We start from the raw sequence: 21,692 nt of genomic DNA, 5'->3' as shown, positions 1-21,692 counted from the left end.
CGTACAGAGGATTATTTAAAATTGTGTCTAAACGTACAATTTTCTTTTTTTGATATGGTGACCCCATGCCCATCAAGCTAAAATTTTGAAGTACCCCCAAAATGAAAATTTTCTTCTTCTACAGTTAATTACTTTGAGAAGTCGGCTGTTTTTTTCGTTTTGGGGATGTTTACTTTTCTTAAGTTGATAGCGATGTGGTGCTACCCAAAAATACAAAAATCTCCTTCAAAAAAAAGAAAGGCGCCTACGCACCTTTCTTTTGTAATTCACTTGTACTCTCTTCAGCATCCAAAATTCCTTCTGAATCACTTTAATGCATCATTGTACGGACCTAATTGCTTTTTAGAAAAGTAATGATTTGTCTCCTTACTTTTCAGTAACATATTTCCTTTTATAATTAAAAAATAGGTAGCTACTAGAAAATAGATTAGCCCTAATATCCAATCCAAATTTGTAGCTAGATTGTGTAAAAGAACATATCTCATATATGCATAACCAATCGGAACATGTAGTAATATAACCGCACCTAATCCTGGGTTGTATATTGTTTTAGCTTTTATATTCGCAAAAATACCATGCCATATGAATTGAAAAAATCCCATTAAAATAGGTGCCAACCCAAGCCATATTATATTTGGAAAGAAAACCGGAAGTAAATAAAAAACATACGCAATCAAAATATTTATTACCATAGCAGATTGCGTATTTAATGGATAGCGATCTGGTATATCACTTTTAAATATAACTACATTAAACAGACCGGCAAAATAACCTGGCCAACGATACTCTTCAAATTGATGCACTATAATGGCCACAAAACTTAACGCTAACAGTACTTTTATTTCACTAATTTCTCCCAAATTCACGACTAAACAAACAGCGACAACAATAGCCACAACTAACCCTATATCACACCAATGCTTTCTAAAGAAACTAACCATCTCTATCACCCACTGTCTCAATTTTTATAAAAATAGCGTTCAAATAGGAAATCAATCTGTTTTTCTACAGGCAGTACTCTTATATCTGCCCCTGATTCAAGAATTGGCATCATTAATGCTGGAAGAAAAATGGATCCGAATATTTGCACTGTCATCATCATTAAAATTTCCTGATCCGTTTCCTTTGTTATTTCACTCAAAATATTCTTCACTTTACTAAAACCGAGCCTCTTCAAAAAATCTCCATATTCGTATTGAGATGTAAATACCGTAGTTCCCATTGCAATAATTTTCCTAACTAACTCAGGGTATTGCTGAATTACTAGTACATAATCCAATAAAAATATTTTTAATCTTTCTTTCGCTGGCACTTTAATATCATCTAAAATAGAAAAAGTGCCTTGAAAGCTAATTAATAAGACTTTAATCGTCTCACTAATCAACTTTTCTTTTGAACCAAAATGGTAATTTACAAGCGCGATATTTGTATCTGACAATGCCGCAATTTTTCTTATTGTTACACTTTCGAAACCTTCGTCTTTAATTAACTCCAATGTTGTATTTAAAATCTTTTCTTTCGTTGATATTTTTTCATTTTCCCTCAACGTATCTCTCCCTCTAGAATTTATCAATTAAACAACGTTTTAAACGTTGTTTAACTTTATGGTATCACCTTCAATTTTTAAAATCAATTTAATCCTTTCGACATTTCCCTACATTTTTTATGATTTATTCCATACAAAAAGCGTGAAAATGCTAAACTGTTCACGCTTTTTGTATTTGTACTGTTATACACCAGCTCCTACTTTATATTCCACACATAAAATAAATTTCTAAAAATAATTTAAAACTATCCATATACCAATACGTAAAGAAAAATATATTGTAACTTCCTCCGAAAAAAGCTTAAATAACAATTTCCTAAATATTCTAATAGAGGTCACCATACATCGCTATCAATCTAAGATAAATTTGTATCCATATAATCAAAAAAACGCTATTCTTTTTGTAGAAAAATACAGAAAGGATGGCGTTTTGTATGACTCTATCGATTCAAGTTGAGTTTCATTTATTCGCTGAAGACTACAGCGATATCTATCTCCAAGTATCCTTCAACAGCTCGCACAGGAAACGGGTTTCGTAAAACGTAAAAGTAAGTTTGGTGCACGAGATTTGGCCGCTTTATGTATTTGGATTAGTCAACATGTAGCAAGTGATTCTCTTACGTAGTCAGCTTTATGCAAATACAGCTACACTCATGAGTCCAGAAGGACTGAATCAACGCTTTATTCCAGCAGCTGTCGCATTTCTTCGAGAAGTCTTTACTTCTCTTCTCACACAAAAACTCTGTTCAAATCACTCACTTTCTGCACATATAATCTCTACTTTCAATCGTATCCGTATTCTAGATGCAACAGTGTTTCAACTACCTGATCAATTCGCCACTGACTATCAAGGTTCAGGTGGGAGTAGTAATAAGGCAGGCGTGAAAATCCAATTTGAATATGATTTACTTAGTGGTCATTGGGAACTGTGGTTACAATTACAACTAGATCCGGTCAAATTATTGGACCTGCTATATTACAACAATTCATTTCAACACTTTGTATAGTTATATTAGAGGAGGAAGGTATAATAACACCGGCATCTTCTAGTTTTATCTTCATAAGTTGTGAAGATATAGAAAGTGTTACATTAAATACTTAATAATAAAAAAGGTTCACTCCTATATAAAAATAGATAAGGAGTGAGCCTTTTTTGTAATTTATAGATGTTTGATAGGTTCAAAAGAAATTATTGATTCATTAAATATATTGTATATGTAAGTATAAATTTAAGGACGTGATAAATATGGTAAATTGCAGGAGGGGTTGCCAACCTAACTTTTGTAATTGTCCTCCAATTCAAAGACAAGATATAATTCCTTTGACATTAACAGCATTGACTAATTGGACCAATATTCTTAATGAGCTCATTGTATCAATACCAGCAGTACTTACAGTACCCACACCGCAAAATATAGGGAAATTAGTTGTTATTCTAAATCAATTATTAGCATTTGCACAAGCAGGATTTTTAAATCAACAACAACAAGCAGATCTTATATCTATTACTAAGAACTTAATTACTATTTTAAATATATCTCAACTAAATTTTATTGTTTTAACAACTGAATTACAAACATTAGTAAATAATTTATTATCCCTTATTAATTTATTTGTTATTGATAACACTACAAGACAGGCACAAATACAATTAATACAAAAGATTATTTTGCCCTTGGCTCAGTTAGGCCCGACAGGAGCAACCGGTTCAACGGGAGTAACAGGTTCAACGGGAGCAACAGGTCCGACAGGAGACATAGGTCCAATGGGAGCAACAGGTCCGACAGGAGACATAGGTCCGACAGGAGACATAGGTCAAACGGGAGCAACAGGTTCAACGGGAGTAACAGGTTCAACGGGAGCAACAGGTCCGACAGGAGACATAGGTCAAACGGGAGCAACAGGTCCGACAGGAGACATAGGTCAAACGGGAGCAACAGGTCTGACAGGAGACATAGGTCAAACGGGAGCAACAGGTCCGACAGGAGACATAGGTCAAACGGGAGCAACAGGTCCGACAGGAGACATAGGTCAAACGGGAGCAACAGGTCCGACAGGAGACATAGGTCAAACGGGAGCAACAGGCCCGACAGGAGGAGTATTAGATTTTGCGGATTTTTATGCTTTGATGCCCCCTGATAATGCTGCAACAGTTGCAGTCGGTGGAGACGTAGATTTTCCAAGAGACGGACCTTTTAGTGGGGCGGGGATTGCACGTACTGGTGCTGATACATTTAATTTGTCTGCAATCGGTAGTTATCAGGTCTTGTTTCAGGTGAGTGTGACCGAAGCGGGTCAACTAGTTTTAACTCTTAATTCGGGAGCAGGAGCTGTTGAATTAGCTTATACGGTAGTTGGTCGAGCAACGGGTACTTCTCAGATAGTAGGAATGGCTCTTGTGCAAACATCAGTCATCAATTCAATACTTACTGTACGAAATCCTGCTAGCGAATCCACAGCACTAACCATTACTCCTCTGGCTGGAGGAACAGAGTCTGTTTCAGCACATCTTGTTATTACGCGACTTAGATAAAAGCGAAAAATAGAATTGCATAGGTTGTAGGCTATAACTATGAAGTTAAGGGAAATGTTATAAAAGTCCCTTTAAATCTTTTGAGGGAATTTTTATAGGTTTTTAGATATAGTGATTTCTTCTAAAGAAAACTATGTAAAAAAAGCTAGCATAGATCTAGTTTTTTTAGATGTTCTAATCTCTTTATTTTTCATATTTTGAATGTAAACTAATGATAAAAAGTTTACATTAGAACTTACAATTGAAATTTCAACATACAATGCTATGAACATTTACAATATAATCTTGGTCGGTTAATAAGAAAAAAAGAACATGTAGAATTTACTACATGTTCTTTTTGAGATGATTAATTTTTAAATATTCCGTATCTTCTAGACTTTTCTTAGTGTATAGTTGTGTCCTTCTGTTTCTTTTCCCTCTGTAGTTAAATAAAAAAGATTGATCATATAAAACAAAGTTTGATTATTTAAAATAAAGATCGATTAAAAATTCTGTGTTAATATGCAGGATTTCTTCTTGTTTCACAAACGGGCCAGATTGTTGAAGAAAACCCGTTTATGCTATAAACTACATGGAATACTAATCATAAAATACTTTAAAAAGTGGGGATATCAATGGTTGTAAAGAATAAAGAGGATTTTAATGGCTTAAAAGTAATTGGTGGAATCTGTGGGGCGATTCGAGATGAATTAGTCCATAGTACGAAACCTGGAATAACCACAAAAGAACTCGATGAAATTGCGAGAGAGATGTTTGAAAAAGCAGGAGCTCAATCTGCCCCAAAAGGAGAATACAATTTTCCTGGATATACGTGCATTAGCATAAATAAAGAAGTAGCGCACGGGATTCCGAAGAGGACACGGACCATTCAAGAAGGGGACCTAGTAAATATTGATGTTTCAGGTTCAAAAAACGGGTATTTCGCAGATACCGGAATTTCCTTTGTAGTAGGGGAAGGAGAGCCAACTTTACAGAAAATATGTGACGTAGCTAAAGAAGCATTCTATGCTGGACTTAAGAAGGCAAAGCCAGGTTCAAAAAAAAGCGCGCTCGGAAAAGCTGCACACAATGTAGCGAAACAGCATGGCCTAACAGTCATAAAAAATCTTACTGGACATGGTGTTGGGCGCTCGATTCATGAAGAACCAAAACATATTTTCAATTACTTTGCCCCATGGGATGACGAAATTTTAAAAGATGGTATGGTAATTGCCTTTGAGCCTATGATCTCTACATTTGAAGAAGAAGTTTTCCAATCCGAAGATGGATGGACCTTCCTAACCGATGAAAGCTTTGTGGCTCAATACGAACATACGATTATCCTTACCAAGCAAGGACCGATTATTACTACATTGTAAGAGCACTAATACCACAATAGGGCGCTTTAATGGAGCAATGAAAAGCCTATTTTTTCATTTTTATGCTGAGAAATTAGGCTTTTTAATATTGAAATTTCCTTAACGTTGTAAATCCGCATTTTCCTGACGGTACCCCTTCTAGGAGTATGAAACCGATTCAGTGGGGTTCCAATACGTGGGCAGATCCTTAATTCTCCAAATAATAGCCTGTTTAAATACAATAAAAAAGAAGATTGATTGATTTCAATCTTCTTTTAGATAAGGGTACTAATGACAGATTACTACTCCAACTCCTAATTAATTATAATAAAACATACCATAATATTCAATTTATTTAAAATTTTCTCAATGTGTTTGTTGTATTTTTAAATTATAATATAAGTAATTCTTTTTATTGTTATATATTTGTTCTTTCCTGTTGCAGAATCCTTAGTATAAGGATTCTATTTTTTTGCATTGAATTTCTACAAACAAAAAAGATAAGATCGGAGAATTCGATCTTATCTTTAACACAAGGAGTAAACATAAGTGATAAGCATCATATTTTTATTATAATTTAATTTTTGTTAATTTTGAATATTAATACCATACTTAACAAGTATATTTATATTGAGAAATATATTAAAAATTTAGTTGTAAATGTTTCAAAGTTCAAAAGTTTACTTTCAGTTTTATTAAAAAAAGAACATGTAGAAATTACTACATGTTCCTTTTGAATTGATTGCAATATAACAACTTGTTTTTATTAGTTTGCTATTTTCGTACTTTTGTAAAACTCGTTTTCACTAAATGAACATTAAAAAAGTTTACTTTCGAATTTTGTTTAAATTTTGAAATTGTAATTTAATCCTAGAGTGACCCCTCATTCCCTGAATCGTTTCCGTACCCCTATATAACTAATACATACTGGGGGTAACACAATGAAACGCAAATTACTTACAGCATTAACATGCAGTGCATTACTTATGGGGATGGCCGCTTGTAGTTCAAATGAAAAGACTGCTACTGAAACAAAGTCATCTGAGCCTAATTTTAAAAAAGAAGAGACAAAATCTAAAGAAAAATTAGCCTTTCAAGATATGACTACAGATCAATACCTAAAAAACTACAATAAAATTAAAGATGAGTTAGCTGGTCAAGGTATTCAAATACTACCTTTTAATCTTGAACTTGAAGAAAGCACTAAAACTCATCGATTTTATTACACAAAAGAAGAAGACTATGGTACAACAACAGAAACTAAGTGGGTTAGTGTGAAGCTACGAAGAGATGGTAAAACAATTGACAGTATGCTATATAATGGAGCGCCAGATCTTAACACTATTAAAGCTATGATAAAAGCTACAGGATTAAAATGGTCAGATAAGCTAAACAAAATAGTTGAAGGAAAAGAATCTAATAAAGATAGTGAGAACATGGTTGTTGACGGGGTAAGAATCTCCATTTTCGGAAGTCCTACTGATATCAACGTTTCAATCGATGCACCACCAAGTATTTAACGAGGATAACTCTCTAAAATATAGATTTGAATCGTATTTCTCAATGACCAATATTACTTAATGTGGTAAAATAATATATGGATTCGCGTCCTATACATATTATTAAAATTAAAGTGGTTATCAAGTCGGAGGAAGGCACCTTAGGGTGTCTTTTCTTTTGTTTGAAACACATTCTGCCAAAATACTTGTATCTTTGTTGATTTACGACTCACATAAACCAACAAACTTCGTATATATAATTTGTTATCCTAAATGGGTTAACAATACGAACAGTTATAGGAGGATTTTGTGAATGGTAAAAAAAGCTTGTGTAAGTATTATTACTGGAATTGTTTTAATATGGTCAACAGGATGTGCCACTCAAACTGATTCCATCGCAGCTCAAACTCAATCAATAGATGGCACATATACAACAGAAGATATCACAAGCGCATTTCCTGTAGGGACACCCATAACTACTTATATTCGAAAAGAAGAAAAACTGAACGTAAAACATCTCACCAGCATTACGCTTACAGATGATGGCGTTGGTAGAGTTCTGGAAGCAACAGATGGTTTTGTTGTCGTATGTGGGAATGAAAAAGGAGTTTTTGATGTGTTAATATTTAAAACTATGGAAGATGTAAAGAAATATGAACAAAGTTTGGCGCTATGATTAATACCCTACTGGCACCCTCACAGTATACAGTGAATCTATTCCAGATTACATAAACAAGCTCACCATTATAAAATAGCCCACCTATTTCCGTAGGTAGGCTATATCTTTATTACACAATACCAAAGTATACTCTCTTTTTCTTGTAAACTTTATGCAATTATACATATCCGTAAAAATTACACCAAATAAATATTACATGTAGTAAAATATAAATTGTGGATGCGTTCTATAAAGCAGAATCTTTTGAAAGGCGTAACATATCGATCATTACATAAGATGTGGCGTCACTCAAATATTGATCTCAAATCTCTTGTATTTTGTGTACTAACAATCTGATGTATATAGACGATTCTGTTTTATAGGATGTGTTTACATGTATAACAAAGGGATAATACGGATAAATTTATATTAAATAAACGTGGTTCAAGTCGGAGGAAGGCACCTTAGGGTGTCTTTTTTTATAAGAAAACCCCCAAGCATTCATATACTTAGGGGTTTATCGATTGAAAGGTAGAACTGTTTGGAATCCCTTAAATTAAGAACAAAGTGGGATTACTCCTAAACCAATTAATAGAGCGGCAGCAAACGCTGGAATTGGTACAGGAATCTGGATACCTTCTACAACTAAGAAGTATTGTCCACTTACTACTTGGAAACAAACTAATTGCATGGTTATTCCTCCCTTCTGTTAGGATTAATACATAATATTAAATAATCTTATTATTAATATAATAAAATAGTTTGTTTTTAGAAAATATGTAATTTGTTGATATCTAGGAGAAATCACCCTAGATCGTCTTTTCTTTATTTTTAAAAGGACCTGCTCATTTAATCCATAAAAACATAAAGTAATTTGAATCCATTAAAATACATGAGTGACCTTGAATTTCCCCTCCTACTCAAAGGAGAGATTAAAATGGGCTTTGGTGGTAGTTGTGGCGGTGGCGGCTTTGCAGGAGGATTTGCATTATTAGTTGTATTGTTTATTTTATTAATCATTGTTGGAGCTTCTTGCTTCTGCTAAAAAAACTATTAGAAAAGGCACCCTTATCTGGGCGCCTTTTCTTTATGTATATTATTTATTATCCGATTCATCAGTTTTATTATAGACACATTTTGCTTCTCCAAAAAGACCACCAGTGTCCCATTCTCCACCATAATGAGCACAATTCAAAGGTGTACAATCGTTTCGCACACTTGGATCTGTAGGTGGTTCATAGTCATAATTTACAATATTACCAACAATAAATCCCCCTCCAATTACAAATACTACAGCAGCGATTAATAGTATTTTCCCATTTGGGCCGGTAACAATGTCGTTTACAACTTCTTTTGCTTCTCGCTGAGCTTTACCTCTTGAAAATAATGAAATAATAATAGAGATTATAAATATGAAAAATAGCGCAATTATAAATACCATTACTTATGTACCTCCCTAATATATGTTTAATACTAATTATTCAATAATTGACTTATAAGTTATATAAGCTAAAATAACTGAAAGGTTTACTCTGATAGAATCCAAATGACTACAAATATTCCTGTAACTGCCGCAGCTCCAAAAAATCCTAACAATATTTGCCCATCAGTACCAGTAACAATTTCTTTTAAATCTGCTTTTGCTTTTTTCTTGTCTTCTCCTGTTGAAAAGAGATAAATAATAGAATGTGCGACTAGTGAAAATAATGACACGATTATATCTAAAATCATTTATATAACCCCCTAATATATTCGCTAAATGGCTACTGAATCGTTTGTATTACAAATGGGCCAGCACCAGCATAACCTACGCTAAGAGCATACAAGATTTTATACAGTTTTTTACTGATCTGACAACAAACGAAAACTCGAAAACCCACACTATGATAGGACTGTATAAAAATTGTATGGATGATATATCATAATTATTTGTATTTCAAGTTATAAATTGTTATGATAAACTGGTTAATTTAGGAAAATAAAGGAGGAGGAACATGGATTTAATCAAAGAAGTGACTTTATTAAGATATCAATTTAGACTTATGCAAAGTATGATTCAGTCAGACGCATTCCCATTTTATAGATTTGTTATAGATTATGAATTTGAAGAAGAACAAGTAAATGCTTTAAGGAAAATTTTAATTGCATTTCATGATCGATTAACTAGAGAAGAAGTTTCGATTTTTGCCCAAAATGATCATTTATTTTCTAAATTTAAACTTCCTTTAGATATGCTATACAGCTCAGAAAAGCCTAATTTAGATGAGTTTAAACTATATGGGGTCACCATATCATTTTAAGAAAATTGTACGCTAAGGAATTTATAAAGGTCATGGATACTTAATAAACGTTTATAAAAGTTTTGTAACATTTTTATAAACGTGATAAACCTTGATTTTATAAGGATTAAAGTTATGTCCTTAAAGGTATACCTTTATAAACAGATGTTTTTTGGAACGCGCGAATGTGTGTCTAAAGGTGTCTGTTTTTAGGGATGTTCCCAAATTGAGAGTTCTCTGTATCACTAAATACATAAAAATTATAATTACACTCAAAAGTGTAATTATAGAACCGTAATTTATTGAGAAATTTGAATTTTCATAATAATGGGTTGTTTCTTCAATATTTTCTCTCTATAATTTGGATGTACCACATGATTATATAATGAAGGAGGAGTTCATAATGGGACGTTGGATTATAGTAACAAGTGAAAGTCATGAACCTAAATTAACAGTGTCTGAAGCAAAAGAATTACAGAAACTACAAGAAAAAAAATAAAGAAGATAAAGAGGACAGTCTTATGATGTCCTCTTTATCTATACATAAATCCATGAAAGATTGTATTCATTTACTTTATTTTATTTAACTGGAGGTTATTAGAATGCTATATTCTTGGGAAAGAGAAACCATAGAAGAAATTGCGCGTCAACGTATTATGGATACGTTCAAAGAATTAAGTTTTTCAGTGGAAAAAAAAGTTTTTGGAGATAAAATACAAACCACATACGTGGAATTATTTAATTCAAATCAGCAGATTGAATCATTCGGCGTAGGAAAAGGGAAGTACAATGAATTAGGAGCATTGTTTGAGGCCTTAGAGCATTATACTCTGGAGAATATAACAATGAAAGATTGTGATTTTTTCTCGTCTCATCATATTGCGAAGAACCCAATACTTGACGGAGAACGTGTTATGCAATTGATAGTAGAAGAACCCGATCAACAATTACTTTGTAAAAAATACTATGCTTTGAATGATACACAACAACATATTTGGTATCCATTTTTCATTGCCAATCCACATTATATGCAACATCCAATCGAAACGGATACTTATCAGTATCAGAAAGTACAACGATACAGTTCTAATAGTGGCACAGCCATTGGTTCCACTTTACATGAAGCGATTATTCATGCAACGAATGAAGTCATTGAACGGGATGCTTTTTCTTTATTCCTACTTCGACATTTCTACTATGATATACCAGATCATACATTAAAGATAATTCATCCAAATACGCTTCCATCATCACTAAAAGAAACAATTGTACAAGCAGAAGGGGAATTACAAGAGGAAATTATACTATTGGATATTACAACGGAAGTTGCAATTCCAACTATATTAGCTGTTACAAAAAATAAAAAGCATACTGGTATATTCGGGCTAGGCACATCTTTATACCCTGAATATGCTATCTTGCGAAGTATTACAGAATTGGTTCAGGTGAATCATATTGCCTCTGCAAATATTGGTGATGAGCTAGCACATCGAGAGCATTTTTTGAATCAATTACAGCCGTATCCTCGTCACTATGCTTGTGCAGAAATGAATATGTGTTCCGTATTTAATCAATTTCCAGCCACTTATGTTTCATTTGAGGATTTACCGAGATTTTCAGAACGTAATTTAATACTTTACATCGAAGAACTGCAAGAGCGATTACACCAACAACATTTTTCTATCTATTATTCTCCAGTCAAAGAGTTTTCCAATGGTATAAAAATCATACATGTACTAATTCCACAAATGGAGCGTTTTTTATTGATTACAAATGGTCAATTGGTGTTTCCGTCCGAAAGAGGTATGAAAAAGAGTCTTAAGTCACAGTCCAGTTTATAAAAAACACCCTATAAAGAGGACTAAGAAAAATGCTAATCCGCCATATATGAGGTACCATCAACAAACATTTTAATGTTTGTTGATGGTACCTCATATATTTGCGACAAAACAAAAAAACATCTAATTTAAATTAGATGCGGAATGTATCAAGTACATTATCTTTTTCTTGGGTGTTTTTGCCCAAATCTCCGAAACGGGGGAATTAAGTTAATTCATTAGAAATTTATACATCATGTCAAAAAAATGCACTTTATGACACAGATGAAAACCTAGCCTTTTTTATTTCAAAAATACAAATTGATAATATTGGAGATATATTATCAATTTGTATATATTTTGAAATCCTTATAAATAAGGACTTTTCACAATACGTTTTCTTAGTCCTCCTTCTCGAGTGAGTGGGGAAAATATCCATTCTAATATCTTATCTTTCTCATTATACGATAAAATTTAACTGATTTTTCATTATTCATTTTTATGTACACCCAATCAACTTTCCTACAAACGTAATTTTTATAGTTTTTTATGGGGGTTCATAATTAAAAAACAATAAAATAAATTAAAAAATAAAAAACTATAGCATTACTCAATGTTATTATTGTAATATATCTTTGGAATGAATGATTTTATGTAGCAACAAGTTAGGGGTAGTACCAGGGGGAAAAATGAGAAACTTTTTTGAAGACAATTATAAAAATATTGGGCTTAAAAGAAAATTAATAAACTTAGTAAGTGAAATTAGTGAATACAAGGGAAGATTAGCTGCCTATCAAGAACAAAAGCCTGATATATTCATTAATTTAGAGAAGAATATACCTTTGCACTACATAAAAAACTTTACTACTGTATATAAAGATATAAAAGTTCCAAATAAAAGATTAAAAGAACTTATTTTAGATGATATAGTGCCTCAAAACATCGAAGAAGATGCCGTTTTTTGTTATTTTAAAACTTTGTCACTTGTACATAAAAGATCTTGTACTTTATCAATTAGCCCAGAAACTATACAAGAATTGCATTTTCAATTAATACATTATAGTACCTCTGATAGTGCAAAATGGCGCAAAAAACCATTTTACATCCCAGGAATTCCGGAAAGTGGGATGTATACAAGTAGTTATCGTCCTTTCCCACACGAGCTTATTCCACAGGCTATGGAACAATTATGTAATCAATACAATTCAGTAAACAATAAAAAGGAACTACATTCCCTTTTATTAATCGCTCGTTTTATATTAAATTTTTATTGCATAATCCCTTTTAGTCAAGGAAATGGTAGACTAGCGCTTATGCTAATGCAATTACTATTAGTAAAAAACGGACACACATTTGTAAAATATGTTTGTTTAGATAAATATATCAAGAAGAACGAATCAGAATATTACGATTCAATATATAAATCTTCAGTTAATTGGTACTGTGGTGAGCACAATATTAGTTTTTGGATAAAAATGTTTTTAAATATTATATTAGAGGCCTACCAAGACTTGCATTCTACAATCCGAGATTCTATATGTAACAATACTAAGGTTGAACGCATTCAAAATTTTATACTTAAACAAAAACATCCTTTTACTAAAGAATGTATCCGTAGCATCCATCCAGATATAGCCGAAAGTACAATCAGTAAAACTTTAAGCTCCTTACAATTATTTGGTTATATTAAGTTAATCTCAAAAGGAAGAAATGCCCAATGGATGAAAGTTTAGTAATTATTTTTGGGTTATTAGGATTTAGTAAACCATAAAAAAAGAAACAGATAGGGGTTATTTCGCATGCAAATCTTTAAATTTCCTACACGGGGTAGCACCACATCGCCATCAACTTAACACAAATAAACTACCCCAAAATGATAAAATTGAGCAATTTGTACAGATTTATCGTTTGGGGGTAGTCCTAAATTCTTAGCTTGATGGGCATGGGGTTCTACCACATCGCTATCAAGCTAAAGATTTATTGCAACCCCCTGAACGAAATTTTTAGGCTGTCTTGTAATAAAAAAATGTTGGCTGTCTGTGTGTAACTCCTCAATGATTTATAAAACCATCTTACGAAACCGCCTCCTATTATAGAATGTGCCCTATATATTGGAAAATTCAATTTGGAATGTACCTAACTTAACCATTTAGTATATAATAGTATTAGGAAAATAAAGGAAAATTAAAAGGTTTGTTTTTAATTATAGCCCTGGATATTTCTCAGTGTGTATTAGTATATTGAGTTTATAAAGGACTAATTAAATTGTAGATAGGGAGAAGATTAAATTGAAAGTATTTAATAAACAAGTAATTCGTTTTATTATAGTGGGATGCACGAATACCCTGAATTATTACATATTCTATCTTTTATTAAGCCAATTAATAGGGTTAAATTATTTATCAGCACATATTATTGCTACTGTAATAGGCATAATAGGTTCTTTTTTTCTCAATACGTACTTTACTTACAAAACAAAACCGACTTTAAAGAAATTTTTACAATTCCCATTAACATATGCTGTTAATATTGCAGTTACAACTATCGGCATTTATATTTTAGTTGACTTAGTAGGTTTAAATGAAATAATTTCACCTTTCCTAGCATCACTGACTGCGATACCTTTTACATATTTATTATCGAAAAAAATATTAGTTACGAAAATCGAAAGAATAGTATAGGGAGAAATTTACATAGGAAGCAACATTTTTATACCTAATGAAACTTGTAATGGATGAAATGGCTGCAGAATTGGAGTGAAATAATAGTGAAGACTGGTCTCTTAGAAACCAGCTTTTAAAATACTAACTAACAATGTGTTCTTAAGGGTCAATCAAAATAAACAATACAAATACCCTCTAAAATGAAAAAATGCGCTATTCTTTCTGTAGAATCATAGGAAAGGATGGCGTTTTTGTATGTCTATTTCTGTATCTGATGAATTACAACTATTTGCTCAAGAGATTCAAAGCTTTTTATCTCCAAATATCTTACGAGATCTTGCTAGAGATATTGGTTTTGTACAACGAACCAGTAAGTATCAAGCAAAGGATTTAGTCGCTTTATGTGTATGGGTGAGCCAAAATGTCGCTACGACTTCTTTAACTCAGTTATCTAGCTGTTTGGAAGCATCAACGGAAGTGCTCATCAGTCCTGAGGGACTGAATCAACGATTTAATAAAGCGGCCGTCCAATTTTTACAACACATATTAGCTGAACTACTAAACCAAAAATTGGTCTCGTCTATGCCGATTTCTTCTCCATATACTTCTGTTTTCAAGCGTATTCGTATTTTAGATTCAACTGCATTTCAACTTCCAGATCCCTTTGCATTCATTTATCCGGGTGCAGGAGGATGCAGCCATACGGCGGGGATAAAGATCCAACTTGAGTATGATCTATTAAGTGGACAGTTCCTACATATTCATACAGGTCCAGGTAAACAACATGATCGAACCTACGGTTCTCTGTGTGCCCCAACTGTAACAGCGAATGATTTATGTATCCGAGATTTAGGTTATTTTCATTTGAAAGATCTTCAACATATACAAGATAAAAAGGCTTACTATATCTCTCGTATCAAGTCGAATACACGTATTTATCAAAAAAATCCCAATCCCGATTATTTTCAAGATGGAAGAATCAAGAAAGGTACAGAGTATATACAGATAGATATGGAGATCTTAATGAACTCTCTTCAACCAGGACAAACATGTGAAATATCCAACGCTTATGTAGGAATGACTGATAAAAGTACCAACTCGTGTGATTGTTCATCGACTTACAGAGGAACAACAAAAAAAACGTCTACAAGATCAAGCTATTCGAGAGAAAAAGAAAGGAATGAAGTATTCTTCTCGTAGTAAACGACTCAGTGGTATCAATGTATATATGACAAACACCCCTACAGATATTGTCCCGATGGGACAAGTACATAATTGGTATTCTTTACGTTGGCAAATCGAGATTTTATTTAAAACATGGAAATCATTCTTTCATATTCATCATTGTAAAAAGATAAAACGCGAACGATTGGAATGCCATTTGTATGGACAACTGATTGCCATTCTACTCTGTTCTTCTACCATGTTTCAAATGCGGCAATTACTTCTTATGAAGAAGAAACGAGAACTGAGTGAATATAAGGCCATATATATGATTAAAGATTATTTTCTTCTTCTTTTCCAAGCTATACAGAAAGACGCTCAAGAGCTATCAAAGATTTTAATTCGCCTGTTCAACCTCTTACAGCAAAACGGGAGAAAATCTCATCGATATGAGAAGAAAACAGTCTTTGATATATTAGGTGTCGTTTACAATTGTACCATGTCTGATAATCAAGCCGCTTAATTCAAAAAAGTGAAACCCGTTAGGGTTTATTTCGTATGCAAATCTTTCAATCACCTACACTTGCCCTTTAGAAAAAAGAAACAATCTCGCCTAAAATTGACTTTGCATAATCTTAGCTTGATAGCGATGTGGTAGAACCCCTAATATATAAAAAATAAGTCCTAACAATAATGTAATATTTCAACTTAAATTTCTACATTTTTTTACAAAATCACACAAAATATGGTCATCAGATGAAATCTGAGAGTGTCTTTTCATGAGAAATAATAAGATAATATTCGGATAGGAGTCCAATACATATTATTAAAATTCAGATGGTTCAAGTCGGAGGAAGGCACCTTAGGGTGTCTTTTTTATGTTTATGGATTTTTTAGAAAATATTTGAAATATAATACAATAAATTATATTATTATGTGTGTATGACTTCTGATTTTTAATATTTCTGAAAATTAATAGGGGGAAACAATAATGAAATTAGGAAAATTAGTATTAATTGGGGCGTTAACATTTAGTGGGTTTACTGCAATAGAAATGATTAAGCCTACCTCACAAGTTACTGCAGCTTACTCAGATCCATTTAATGATGATTGGGGATTTAAAACCATTGTGGATCTGGAAAGTTCCGTGGAAAGTACATATCAACCTGATTGGAAAATTGGGGATTTAATAACTGGTGATACATTTTACTTAACACAGCACTTTGGTAGAGAACATTTTGGTGCGCAAATGAAAATTTTTAAAGTCCACACAAATGGTACCCTAGAACGATTCCAAACAATAGAACCAGAATTTCTTCCTGGAACAGAAATTTGGCAAACTCCTATCACAGATAGCTATACAAGTGGTACTTATGTAGCTGCAATTAAATATCGTGGTGAATTCACGTATTCAAATCAATTTACAATCAATTAAGGATGTAATAAATTAGAAACAGGCACTCAAAAGAGGGCTTTTATTATTTCTCAATAACCGAAATTATTTAACGTGGTAAAATAATAATTGGATTGGCATCCGATACCATATTACAATACGATGGTTCAAGTCGCAGGAAGGCACCTTAGGGTGTCTTTTTTATTTGTTATTGTTTCAATTATAAAGTGCTTAAATTCAAAAAAAGACATCAAATAAAACTTAATATAATAATCCTAATAAATTGATAATATCAATAACTTTCTTATCTTCTATTCTACAATAAAGCCTTGTACCCTTGCGCTCGCTAATTACAATATTACCTATAGTTAGTTTGCGTAAGTGTTGTAAAATCATAGGTTCCGAAATATGCGTCGCAGCACTCAACTGAGAAACTGTTAAAGTCCCACTTAAAACCAATTCACGTACAATTAATAAACGACTTAAACTACCTAATAACTCTAAGATTTCAGCACCACTTACATAATAATTAGAATCCATGTTGAAATCACCAGACATACTATTCATCTCCCTAATATCAATACGAATATTGAATATTTTAACATAAAAATGAAAATTCACCTCCTGATATTTCCTATTAAAATGTAAAAATTTCAAGTTTGGGTGGTTTAAGTGAGAGGAAGGCACCTTAAAGTGTCATTTTTTAGTAGACAAAACAATATAAATTGTATTATAAAAATAAAAGCATAAAGAGAAAAGTAAGTGAATATCATAATTAATTTTGAACCGTTTAACCCAACTATAAATGCCATAGCGATCAAACTTGCTATGGTACTGTTTATACCGTTATTCTTAGCATTGCTTGTCAAAGTGATACTTATGAAATTTATGAAAGAATTGATTGCTGGCAGACTAGCATATCTATCTTGTTTATTTTTTATGTACTATGTATTTAAATTTGTTACAGAGTAGAAAGGCACATTAGGGTCTCTTTTCTTTTATGTAATAATGCATAGAATATTAAATTTAATAGATATTATGATATACTCTCAAGGTGTGATACATAATTTCTTTAAATTAGAAAACTAAACCTTATCTACCCAATTGTGGGGGACGCCTTATGGCGTCTTTTTTTTAGGACCTGCTCAATTCAGGCATAAAAACATAAGGTAAAGTGAACCCGTTAAAATACATGGAATGAACCCTAGTTTCACCCTCTTATCTAAAGGAGGAACTATTGTTATGGGCTATGGTGGTAGTTGCGGCGAAGGCTGCGGTTTTGGTGGCGGATTTGCTTTACTCGTTGTACTCTTTATACTATTAATCATTATCGGATGCAGTTGCTTCTGCTAAAAAAATATAGGAAAAGACACTCTTAAAGGAGTGTCTTTTCTATTCTCTTTAAAGAACTTATATTGACCTCATAATTATTCCCATATGGTCTAAGCGATGGAATTTCTTCCTTTGGCCCGTAAAATAATAGTTTCAAATCATCATCTTTGTACTGAACTACGAAGAAATCATCGAATTGGTAGAATGTATTTTGATTGATCGTGATAAAACCTTTTCCTTGGGCAGTTGTTTTAACACTTATTCTTCTCCCATCTTTGATGACATCATATCCATGCTGATTAGTCACTTTGGATAGCTCGTCATTCGTATAAAGAACACAAAAGAATTCACCTAGACGACCTATAAGATGTCTTAATTCGGTTGCTTTCCATCCAAGGACATTTATTTCATATCGTAAAACTTCAAAATATGATTCATATAACTTTTGGATTTGCGAGATTCCTATAGCACTTTTACCATTGTAAGGAATAAGTTATCCATTGACCTTTTACTTTTATATAGGTTTCATCGACTCTCCAAGAGTCATTTGTTTGAGGTGACGACGGATTCGTTTGTCCAATTCAGGACCATACTGATGAACCCAACGCATAATCGTTGTATGAAAAATAAATAAAAGAACCCGTTAGTCATAAACGGATTCTTTCCACAAGATTCACAAGGAATACAAGGTAACTGGTCCAGAGAAACCTATGAAATTCCATGTGATATTACTATATGTAAAGTGGATAAAACGGTTAATGGAAATTAAACAAAATTCTTATTTAACAACAAATAAAAAGAGCACATTTTTATATGCACTCTTAGTAAGATAGGTGAATGTCTCATGAGATATAAAAAATTCAAAAAATCGTAATCAGATTTTCATGAGTGAATTTTTTATATTGTATTTGTTACTTGGAGTTATTGAGCCTGTCACTATAAAAATAAAGAGCGCTTTTTAAGGCGCCCTATGACCAAGACTCATATCGAAAAGCCTATCATGATTAATGTATGTGCAGTTTTTTAATAAAATCCTTATTTGAACGTAAAAAGCCCTAGAGGGGACTAGGGTCTTTTACATAATAAATCTTTCTGTTTTTAAAAGGACTTACTGAAGATAACACATGAATGTTTCATAAATGTATCAAAAAAATGAACAAAATCTTTATTTCATAACAAGCGAAAAAGAGCACACATATAAGTATGCTCTTTGACAAGAAAGGTAGATTTCTATGAGTGGAAAGTCTCCATACAATAACATATGCTTGTCCAGTTAAAAGGCGAAAAAATTTAACAAAATCGTTATTTAGTAGCAAATGAAAAGAGCACACTAATAAGTATGCTCCTTGAAAGGTAGATTGCTATGCTTGGAAGGTCTCCATACAATAACATATGCTTGTCTAGTTTAAGTGTGAAAGGCTTTTAACCAAAAAGCTATTTAAATAAAAGAACCCCCGTTTGTCTGCGGGGATTCTAAGGGTAATCGTCAAGTAATGACGTACTCGACTAATTAACCATATCATGAATTTTTTGGTAAAAATAGTGGTAAATGTGTCCAAATGAATGGGGCATTATTTTAAACAAAAACACTATTTGATTTCAAATGAAAAACAGCTAGCAAAAGCTAACTGCTCAGTCTTGAAGGAAGTCTCGATTAGTAAGGTTACACAAAAGAGATTTCCGGCTGTTTAACAGCCTATCCGTATTATTGACGGAATATTAAGTTTTATTCAGGGGAGATTATATTTTACAAATTAGATTATGATAGTCGATATTCTCCATATTGACCAGAAAAGAACCAAAAATTCTATTGAAATTCCAAGTCTTCTTTTCCTAGTTTTTTGAAATTCTTTTATTAAATAGCCAACAGCACTAATTGCTATAAGAATGAAAAGAATAAGTTCTAGTGTAACTGGCATTTGATCTACTCCTAATCTTTTAATTTAATTCAGTATATAAAGATTATAAGATATTTTTGTGGTTAGTGGTGAAAAATTAAACAAAACCATCTCTTTACGAAAAAAGGTCCTGTTGTCTCCAACAGAACCTCTCCTAAAATGGCAAAGAGTAACTCTTACCTTACTCTTTGTTCATATACTACAGGAGTTTTAATGAAAATCCAAGGCTCCTTATATTGAGAAATAAAGAAGAATCATTCTAAAGAATCTTATATTTGTTATAAATATAAGAGCAGTTAGCAAAAACTAACTGCTCATCTCCAAGGGGGAACAAGGAGAAAAATCTAATGTCATCTATATTATTGACGTAATATTTAGTTTTATTCAAGGGGAGAGAAGTAGGATATTAACATGGATATGCGCAAATTCATATCCTGTAAGTAATAAATTAATGACGGGGTAGATTGAGAATGGATGATCCGATTAAGGAGATAGCTAGCGCTTGGTTTGTTGCAGTAGGGACAATTATTGCTGCGATTGGGAGTACACCTTTAAAAAGATTGAACAGCGAATTAAGCAAAGACTTGAACATATGGGGGAATGTATTACAGGCAACGGGGAACGGTCTGGAAGCTGATGGACAATGAGAAATATCCCTTGAATTGATTGGGAACGAAATCCAATCAATTGGTAATATAACGGTTCTAACAGGACTCATTATAGACTTTGAAGATGAAACACAAAAAAAATTAGTAATTGCAGGGAATTGGATACAAGCATTAGGTGGTGTTACATCAATAGGTGGGATATAGGAATTGAAAGCTAGTCGGGATAAAGTGGAGGAAATTTCGGAAGGTGATGAGGAGGATGGACAACTTATAGTGATTACGGGGAGTTGGGTCCAAGCAGTCGGTTCAGTAGTTTCATTAATTGGTCAAATAAGAGAAGAAAGCCAAGAGATAGAAGAAAATAATTCATAGAGAACTTAATAAAATAATCCTTTGTGCGACACGTTTCCTCATAAGTGTGCAAACACGAAGTAGGAGGGTTATCAATTTGATAACAACAACTGTTTGACTGAAAGTAGGAATGAAAGCCGTCAGGTTGAGCTGAAACTACTTATCTAATACTCCTACATGCAAGGCGTGATAGTAGTCACAAATTGTATGAAGCTAGGTGAAGTCGGCTGAACAAAACCTAAGTGAGAAATCATATGGTAATGGATAGGTCGGGATGCTACAAAATATCTATGGTGAGAATGTCTAAAATAACGGACTGGCGAACTTGCGAATGTACGGGTCTAAATTATTAATACAATAGAAATTTGTATGTCGTCAATGAAGACGTTATCTACCGAAAAGTAAGAGTAAAGGATACGAAATTCGGAACATCTAACGATGAGGGTGTAAAGATAACAGGCTTAAAGCAAGCACCTAAGGATATATGTATAGCTAAGTCAATCGGAACGTGGTAAGCAAGAAACTGTCACCAACGCCTACTAGCGGACAGATGCATATAAGGTTCTAACGAACCGAAATTGCTTCATTCTTGTGAAGGTGGGGACAAAGTACCG

Annotated in this window: 18 protein-coding genes and 6 pseudogenes; 16 read left to right on the top strand and 8 right to left on the bottom strand. The window is 32.8% G+C overall.

Annotated features, from left to right (window positions below):
• Positions 1–305 precede the first annotated feature (305 nt).
• Both JFT89_RS09570 and JFT89_RS09565 read right to left on the bottom strand, forming a co-directional pair.
• Positions 306–941, bottom strand: a complete 636-nt coding sequence (locus tag JFT89_RS09570; RefSeq protein ID WP_201039835.1) for an HXXEE domain-containing protein — start codon at positions 939–941, stop codon at positions 306–308.
• 17 nt (positions 942–958) lie between these two features.
• Positions 959–1,546 (bottom strand): TetR/AcrR family transcriptional regulator, encoded by a 588-nt coding sequence (locus JFT89_RS09565; protein WP_201039834.1) that lies wholly within the window; start codon positions 1,544–1,546, stop codon positions 959–961.
• A 434-nt stretch (positions 1,547–1,980) separates the two neighbouring features.
• On the opposite strand from JFT89_RS09565, the pseudogene JFT89_RS09560 reads away from it, so the two are divergent.
• From JFT89_RS09560 to JFT89_RS09540, 6 genes and pseudogenes are all read left to right on the top strand, one after another.
• A pseudogene (locus JFT89_RS09560) lies at positions 1,981–2,523 on the top strand (transposase); the annotation flags it as partial.
• A complete protein-coding gene (locus JFT89_RS30630; RefSeq protein ID WP_151304230.1) occupies positions 2,466–2,648 on the top strand; it encodes a CGEA protein in 183 nt (60 codons plus the stop codon). The pseudogene JFT89_RS09560 and the gene JFT89_RS30630, both read left to right, overlap by 58 nt.
• 219 nt (positions 2,649–2,867) lie before the next feature.
• Entirely contained in the window at positions 2,868–4,079 is a 1,212-nt protein-coding gene (locus tag JFT89_RS30460; RefSeq protein ID WP_201039833.1) for a collagen-like repeat preface domain-containing protein, read from the top strand.
• 614 nt (positions 4,080–4,693) lie between these two features.
• Positions 4,694–5,437 carry a type I methionyl aminopeptidase gene (gene map, locus JFT89_RS09550; protein ID WP_201039832.1) on the top strand — a complete coding sequence of 248 codons (744 nt, stop codon included), beginning with the start codon at positions 4,694–4,696 and terminating at the stop codon, positions 5,435–5,437.
• Between the two features lie 920 nt (positions 5,438–6,357).
• A complete protein-coding gene (locus JFT89_RS09545; RefSeq protein WP_201039831.1) occupies positions 6,358–6,936 on the top strand; it encodes a hypothetical protein in 579 nt (192 codons plus the stop codon).
• A gap of 292 nt (positions 6,937–7,228) precedes the next feature.
• Positions 7,229–7,591, top strand: coding sequence for a hypothetical protein (locus tag JFT89_RS09540; RefSeq protein ID WP_201039830.1), 363 nt, complete (start codon positions 7,229–7,231; stop codon positions 7,589–7,591).
• Positions 7,592–8,129: 538 nt separating this feature from the next.
• Here JFT89_RS09540 and JFT89_RS30455 read toward each other — a convergent pair.
• The gene (locus JFT89_RS30455; protein WP_002016520.1) at positions 8,130–8,264 is read right to left on the bottom strand and encodes a hypothetical protein; all 135 of its coding nucleotides are present in this window, start codon (positions 8,262–8,264) and stop codon (positions 8,130–8,132) included.
• A 246-nt stretch (positions 8,265–8,510) separates the two neighbouring features.
• Between JFT89_RS30455 and JFT89_RS09535 the strand changes: the two genes are divergently transcribed.
• Positions 8,511–8,618 carry a YjcZ family sporulation protein gene (locus JFT89_RS09535; protein ID WP_078178596.1) on the top strand — a complete coding sequence of 36 codons (108 nt, stop codon included), beginning with the start codon at positions 8,511–8,513 and terminating at the stop codon, positions 8,616–8,618.
• Between the two features lie 51 nt (positions 8,619–8,669).
• On the opposite strand, the gene JFT89_RS09530 is transcribed toward JFT89_RS09535, so the two are convergent.
• Both JFT89_RS09530 and JFT89_RS09525 read right to left on the bottom strand, forming a co-directional pair.
• The gene (locus JFT89_RS09530; protein WP_201039829.1) at positions 8,670–9,014 is read right to left on the bottom strand and encodes a hypothetical protein; all 345 of its coding nucleotides are present in this window, start codon (positions 9,012–9,014) and stop codon (positions 8,670–8,672) included.
• A gap of 86 nt (positions 9,015–9,100) precedes the next feature.
• On the bottom strand, positions 9,101–9,304 hold the full coding sequence (locus tag JFT89_RS09525; RefSeq protein ID WP_207197205.1) for a hypothetical protein: 204 nt from the start codon (positions 9,302–9,304) through the stop codon (positions 9,101–9,103).
• A 263-nt stretch (positions 9,305–9,567) separates the two neighbouring features.
• Here JFT89_RS09525 and JFT89_RS09520 point away from each other — a divergent pair.
• The 6 genes and pseudogenes from JFT89_RS09520 to JFT89_RS09495 all read left to right on the top strand — a co-directional run.
• Positions 9,568–9,852, top strand: a pseudogene (locus JFT89_RS09520) (DUF1878 family protein); the annotation flags it as partial.
• Positions 9,853–10,454: 602 nt separating this feature from the next.
• Entirely contained in the window at positions 10,455–11,693 is a 1,239-nt protein-coding gene (locus JFT89_RS09515; RefSeq protein WP_201039828.1) for a YcaO-like family protein, read from the top strand.
• Positions 11,694–12,358: 665 nt separating this feature from the next.
• Positions 12,359–13,402 carry a Fic family protein gene (locus tag JFT89_RS09510; protein WP_085313186.1) on the top strand — a complete coding sequence of 348 codons (1,044 nt, stop codon included), beginning with the start codon at positions 12,359–12,361 and terminating at the stop codon, positions 13,400–13,402.
• Between the two features lie 555 nt (positions 13,403–13,957).
• Entirely contained in the window at positions 13,958–14,350 is a 393-nt protein-coding gene (locus JFT89_RS09505) for a GtrA family protein (RefSeq protein ID WP_016127759.1), read from the top strand.
• Positions 14,351–14,587: 237 nt separating this feature from the next.
• A pseudogene (locus tag JFT89_RS09500) lies at positions 14,588–16,019 on the top strand (IS4 family transposase).
• Positions 16,020–16,487: 468 nt separating this feature from the next.
• The gene (locus JFT89_RS09495) at positions 16,488–16,931 is read left to right on the top strand and encodes a DUF5065 family protein (protein WP_151304161.1); all 444 of its coding nucleotides are present in this window, start codon (positions 16,488–16,490) and stop codon (positions 16,929–16,931) included.
• Between the two features lie 219 nt (positions 16,932–17,150).
• Here JFT89_RS09495 and JFT89_RS09490 read toward each other — a convergent pair whose 3' ends face one another.
• Positions 17,151–17,447: a metalloregulator ArsR/SmtB family transcription factor gene (locus JFT89_RS09490; protein ID WP_201039827.1), complete on the bottom strand. Its 297-nt coding sequence runs from the start codon at positions 17,445–17,447 to the stop codon at positions 17,151–17,153.
• A gap of 204 nt (positions 17,448–17,651) precedes the next feature.
• Between JFT89_RS09490 and JFT89_RS30625 the strand changes: the two genes are divergently transcribed.
• Together JFT89_RS30625 and JFT89_RS09485 are read left to right on the top strand one after the other, a co-directional pair.
• Positions 17,652–17,861 (top strand): hypothetical protein, encoded by a 210-nt coding sequence (locus JFT89_RS30625; RefSeq protein WP_235702244.1) that lies wholly within the window; start codon positions 17,652–17,654, stop codon positions 17,859–17,861.
• A gap of 270 nt (positions 17,862–18,131) precedes the next feature.
• Entirely contained in the window at positions 18,132–18,242 is a 111-nt protein-coding gene (locus JFT89_RS09485; RefSeq protein ID WP_078401698.1) for a YjcZ family sporulation protein, read from the top strand.
• Positions 18,243–18,264: 22 nt separating this feature from the next.
• Here the strand turns inward: JFT89_RS09485 and JFT89_RS09480 are convergent.
• Both JFT89_RS09480 and JFT89_RS09475 read right to left on the bottom strand, forming a co-directional pair.
• Positions 18,265–18,696 (bottom strand): annotated as a pseudogene (locus tag JFT89_RS09480) (DUF6998 domain-containing protein); the annotation flags it as partial.
• Positions 18,697–18,715: 19 nt separating this feature from the next.
• Positions 18,716–18,855, bottom strand: a pseudogene (locus tag JFT89_RS09475) (IS6 family transposase); the annotation flags it as partial.
• A gap of 1,734 nt (positions 18,856–20,589) precedes the next feature.
• Between JFT89_RS09475 and JFT89_RS30180 the strand changes: the two are divergent.
• Positions 20,590–21,099, top strand: a pseudogene (locus JFT89_RS30180) (DUF6944 family repetitive protein).
• Positions 21,100–21,692: the final 593 nt, after the last annotated feature.

This window comes from Bacillus sp. TH25 (assembly GCF_016650935.1).
Classification (GTDB): Bacteria; Bacillota; Bacilli; order Bacillales; family Bacillaceae_G; genus Bacillus_A; species Bacillus_A mycoides.
This window is presented reverse-complemented; position numbering and strand designations above follow the sequence as displayed.

Bases quoted from the DNA above. Each gene is read 5' to 3' on its own strand.
- map (WP_201039832.1), top strand. From the start codon at position 4,694: ATGGTTGTAAAGAATAAAGAGGATTTTAATGGCTTAAAAGTAATTGGT.
- JFT89_RS09495 (WP_151304161.1), top strand. From the start codon at position 16,488: ATGAAATTAGGAAAATTAGTATTAATTGGGGCGTTAACATTTAGTGGG.
- JFT89_RS09490 (WP_201039827.1), bottom strand. From the start codon at position 17,447: ATGTCTGGTGATTTCAACATGGATTCTAATTATTATGTAAGTGGTGCT.
- JFT89_RS09535 (WP_078178596.1), top strand. From the start codon at position 8,511: ATGGGCTTTGGTGGTAGTTGTGGCGGTGGCGGCTTTGCAGGAGGATTT.
- JFT89_RS09485 (WP_078401698.1), top strand. From the start codon at position 18,132: ATGGGCTATGGTGGTAGTTGCGGCGAAGGCTGCGGTTTTGGTGGCGGA.
- JFT89_RS30455 (WP_002016520.1), bottom strand. From the start codon at position 8,264: ATGCAATTAGTTTGTTTCCAAGTAGTAAGTGGACAATACTTCTTAGTT.
- JFT89_RS09570 (WP_201039835.1), bottom strand. From the start codon at position 941: ATGGTTAGTTTCTTTAGAAAGCATTGGTGTGATATAGGGTTAGTTGTG.
- JFT89_RS09530 (WP_201039829.1), bottom strand. From the start codon at position 9,014: ATGGTATTTATAATTGCGCTATTTTTCATATTTATAATCTCTATTATT.
- JFT89_RS09510 (WP_085313186.1), top strand. From the start codon at position 12,359: ATGAGAAACTTTTTTGAAGACAATTATAAAAATATTGGGCTTAAAAGA.
- JFT89_RS09540 (WP_201039830.1), top strand. From the start codon at position 7,229: ATGGTAAAAAAAGCTTGTGTAAGTATTATTACTGGAATTGTTTTAATA.
- JFT89_RS09515 (WP_201039828.1), top strand. From the start codon at position 10,455: ATGCTATATTCTTGGGAAAGAGAAACCATAGAAGAAATTGCGCGTCAA.
- JFT89_RS09525 (WP_207197205.1), bottom strand. From the start codon at position 9,304: ATGATTTTAGATATAATCGTGTCATTATTTTCACTAGTCGCACATTCT.
- JFT89_RS09545 (WP_201039831.1), top strand. From the start codon at position 6,358: ATGAAACGCAAATTACTTACAGCATTAACATGCAGTGCATTACTTATG.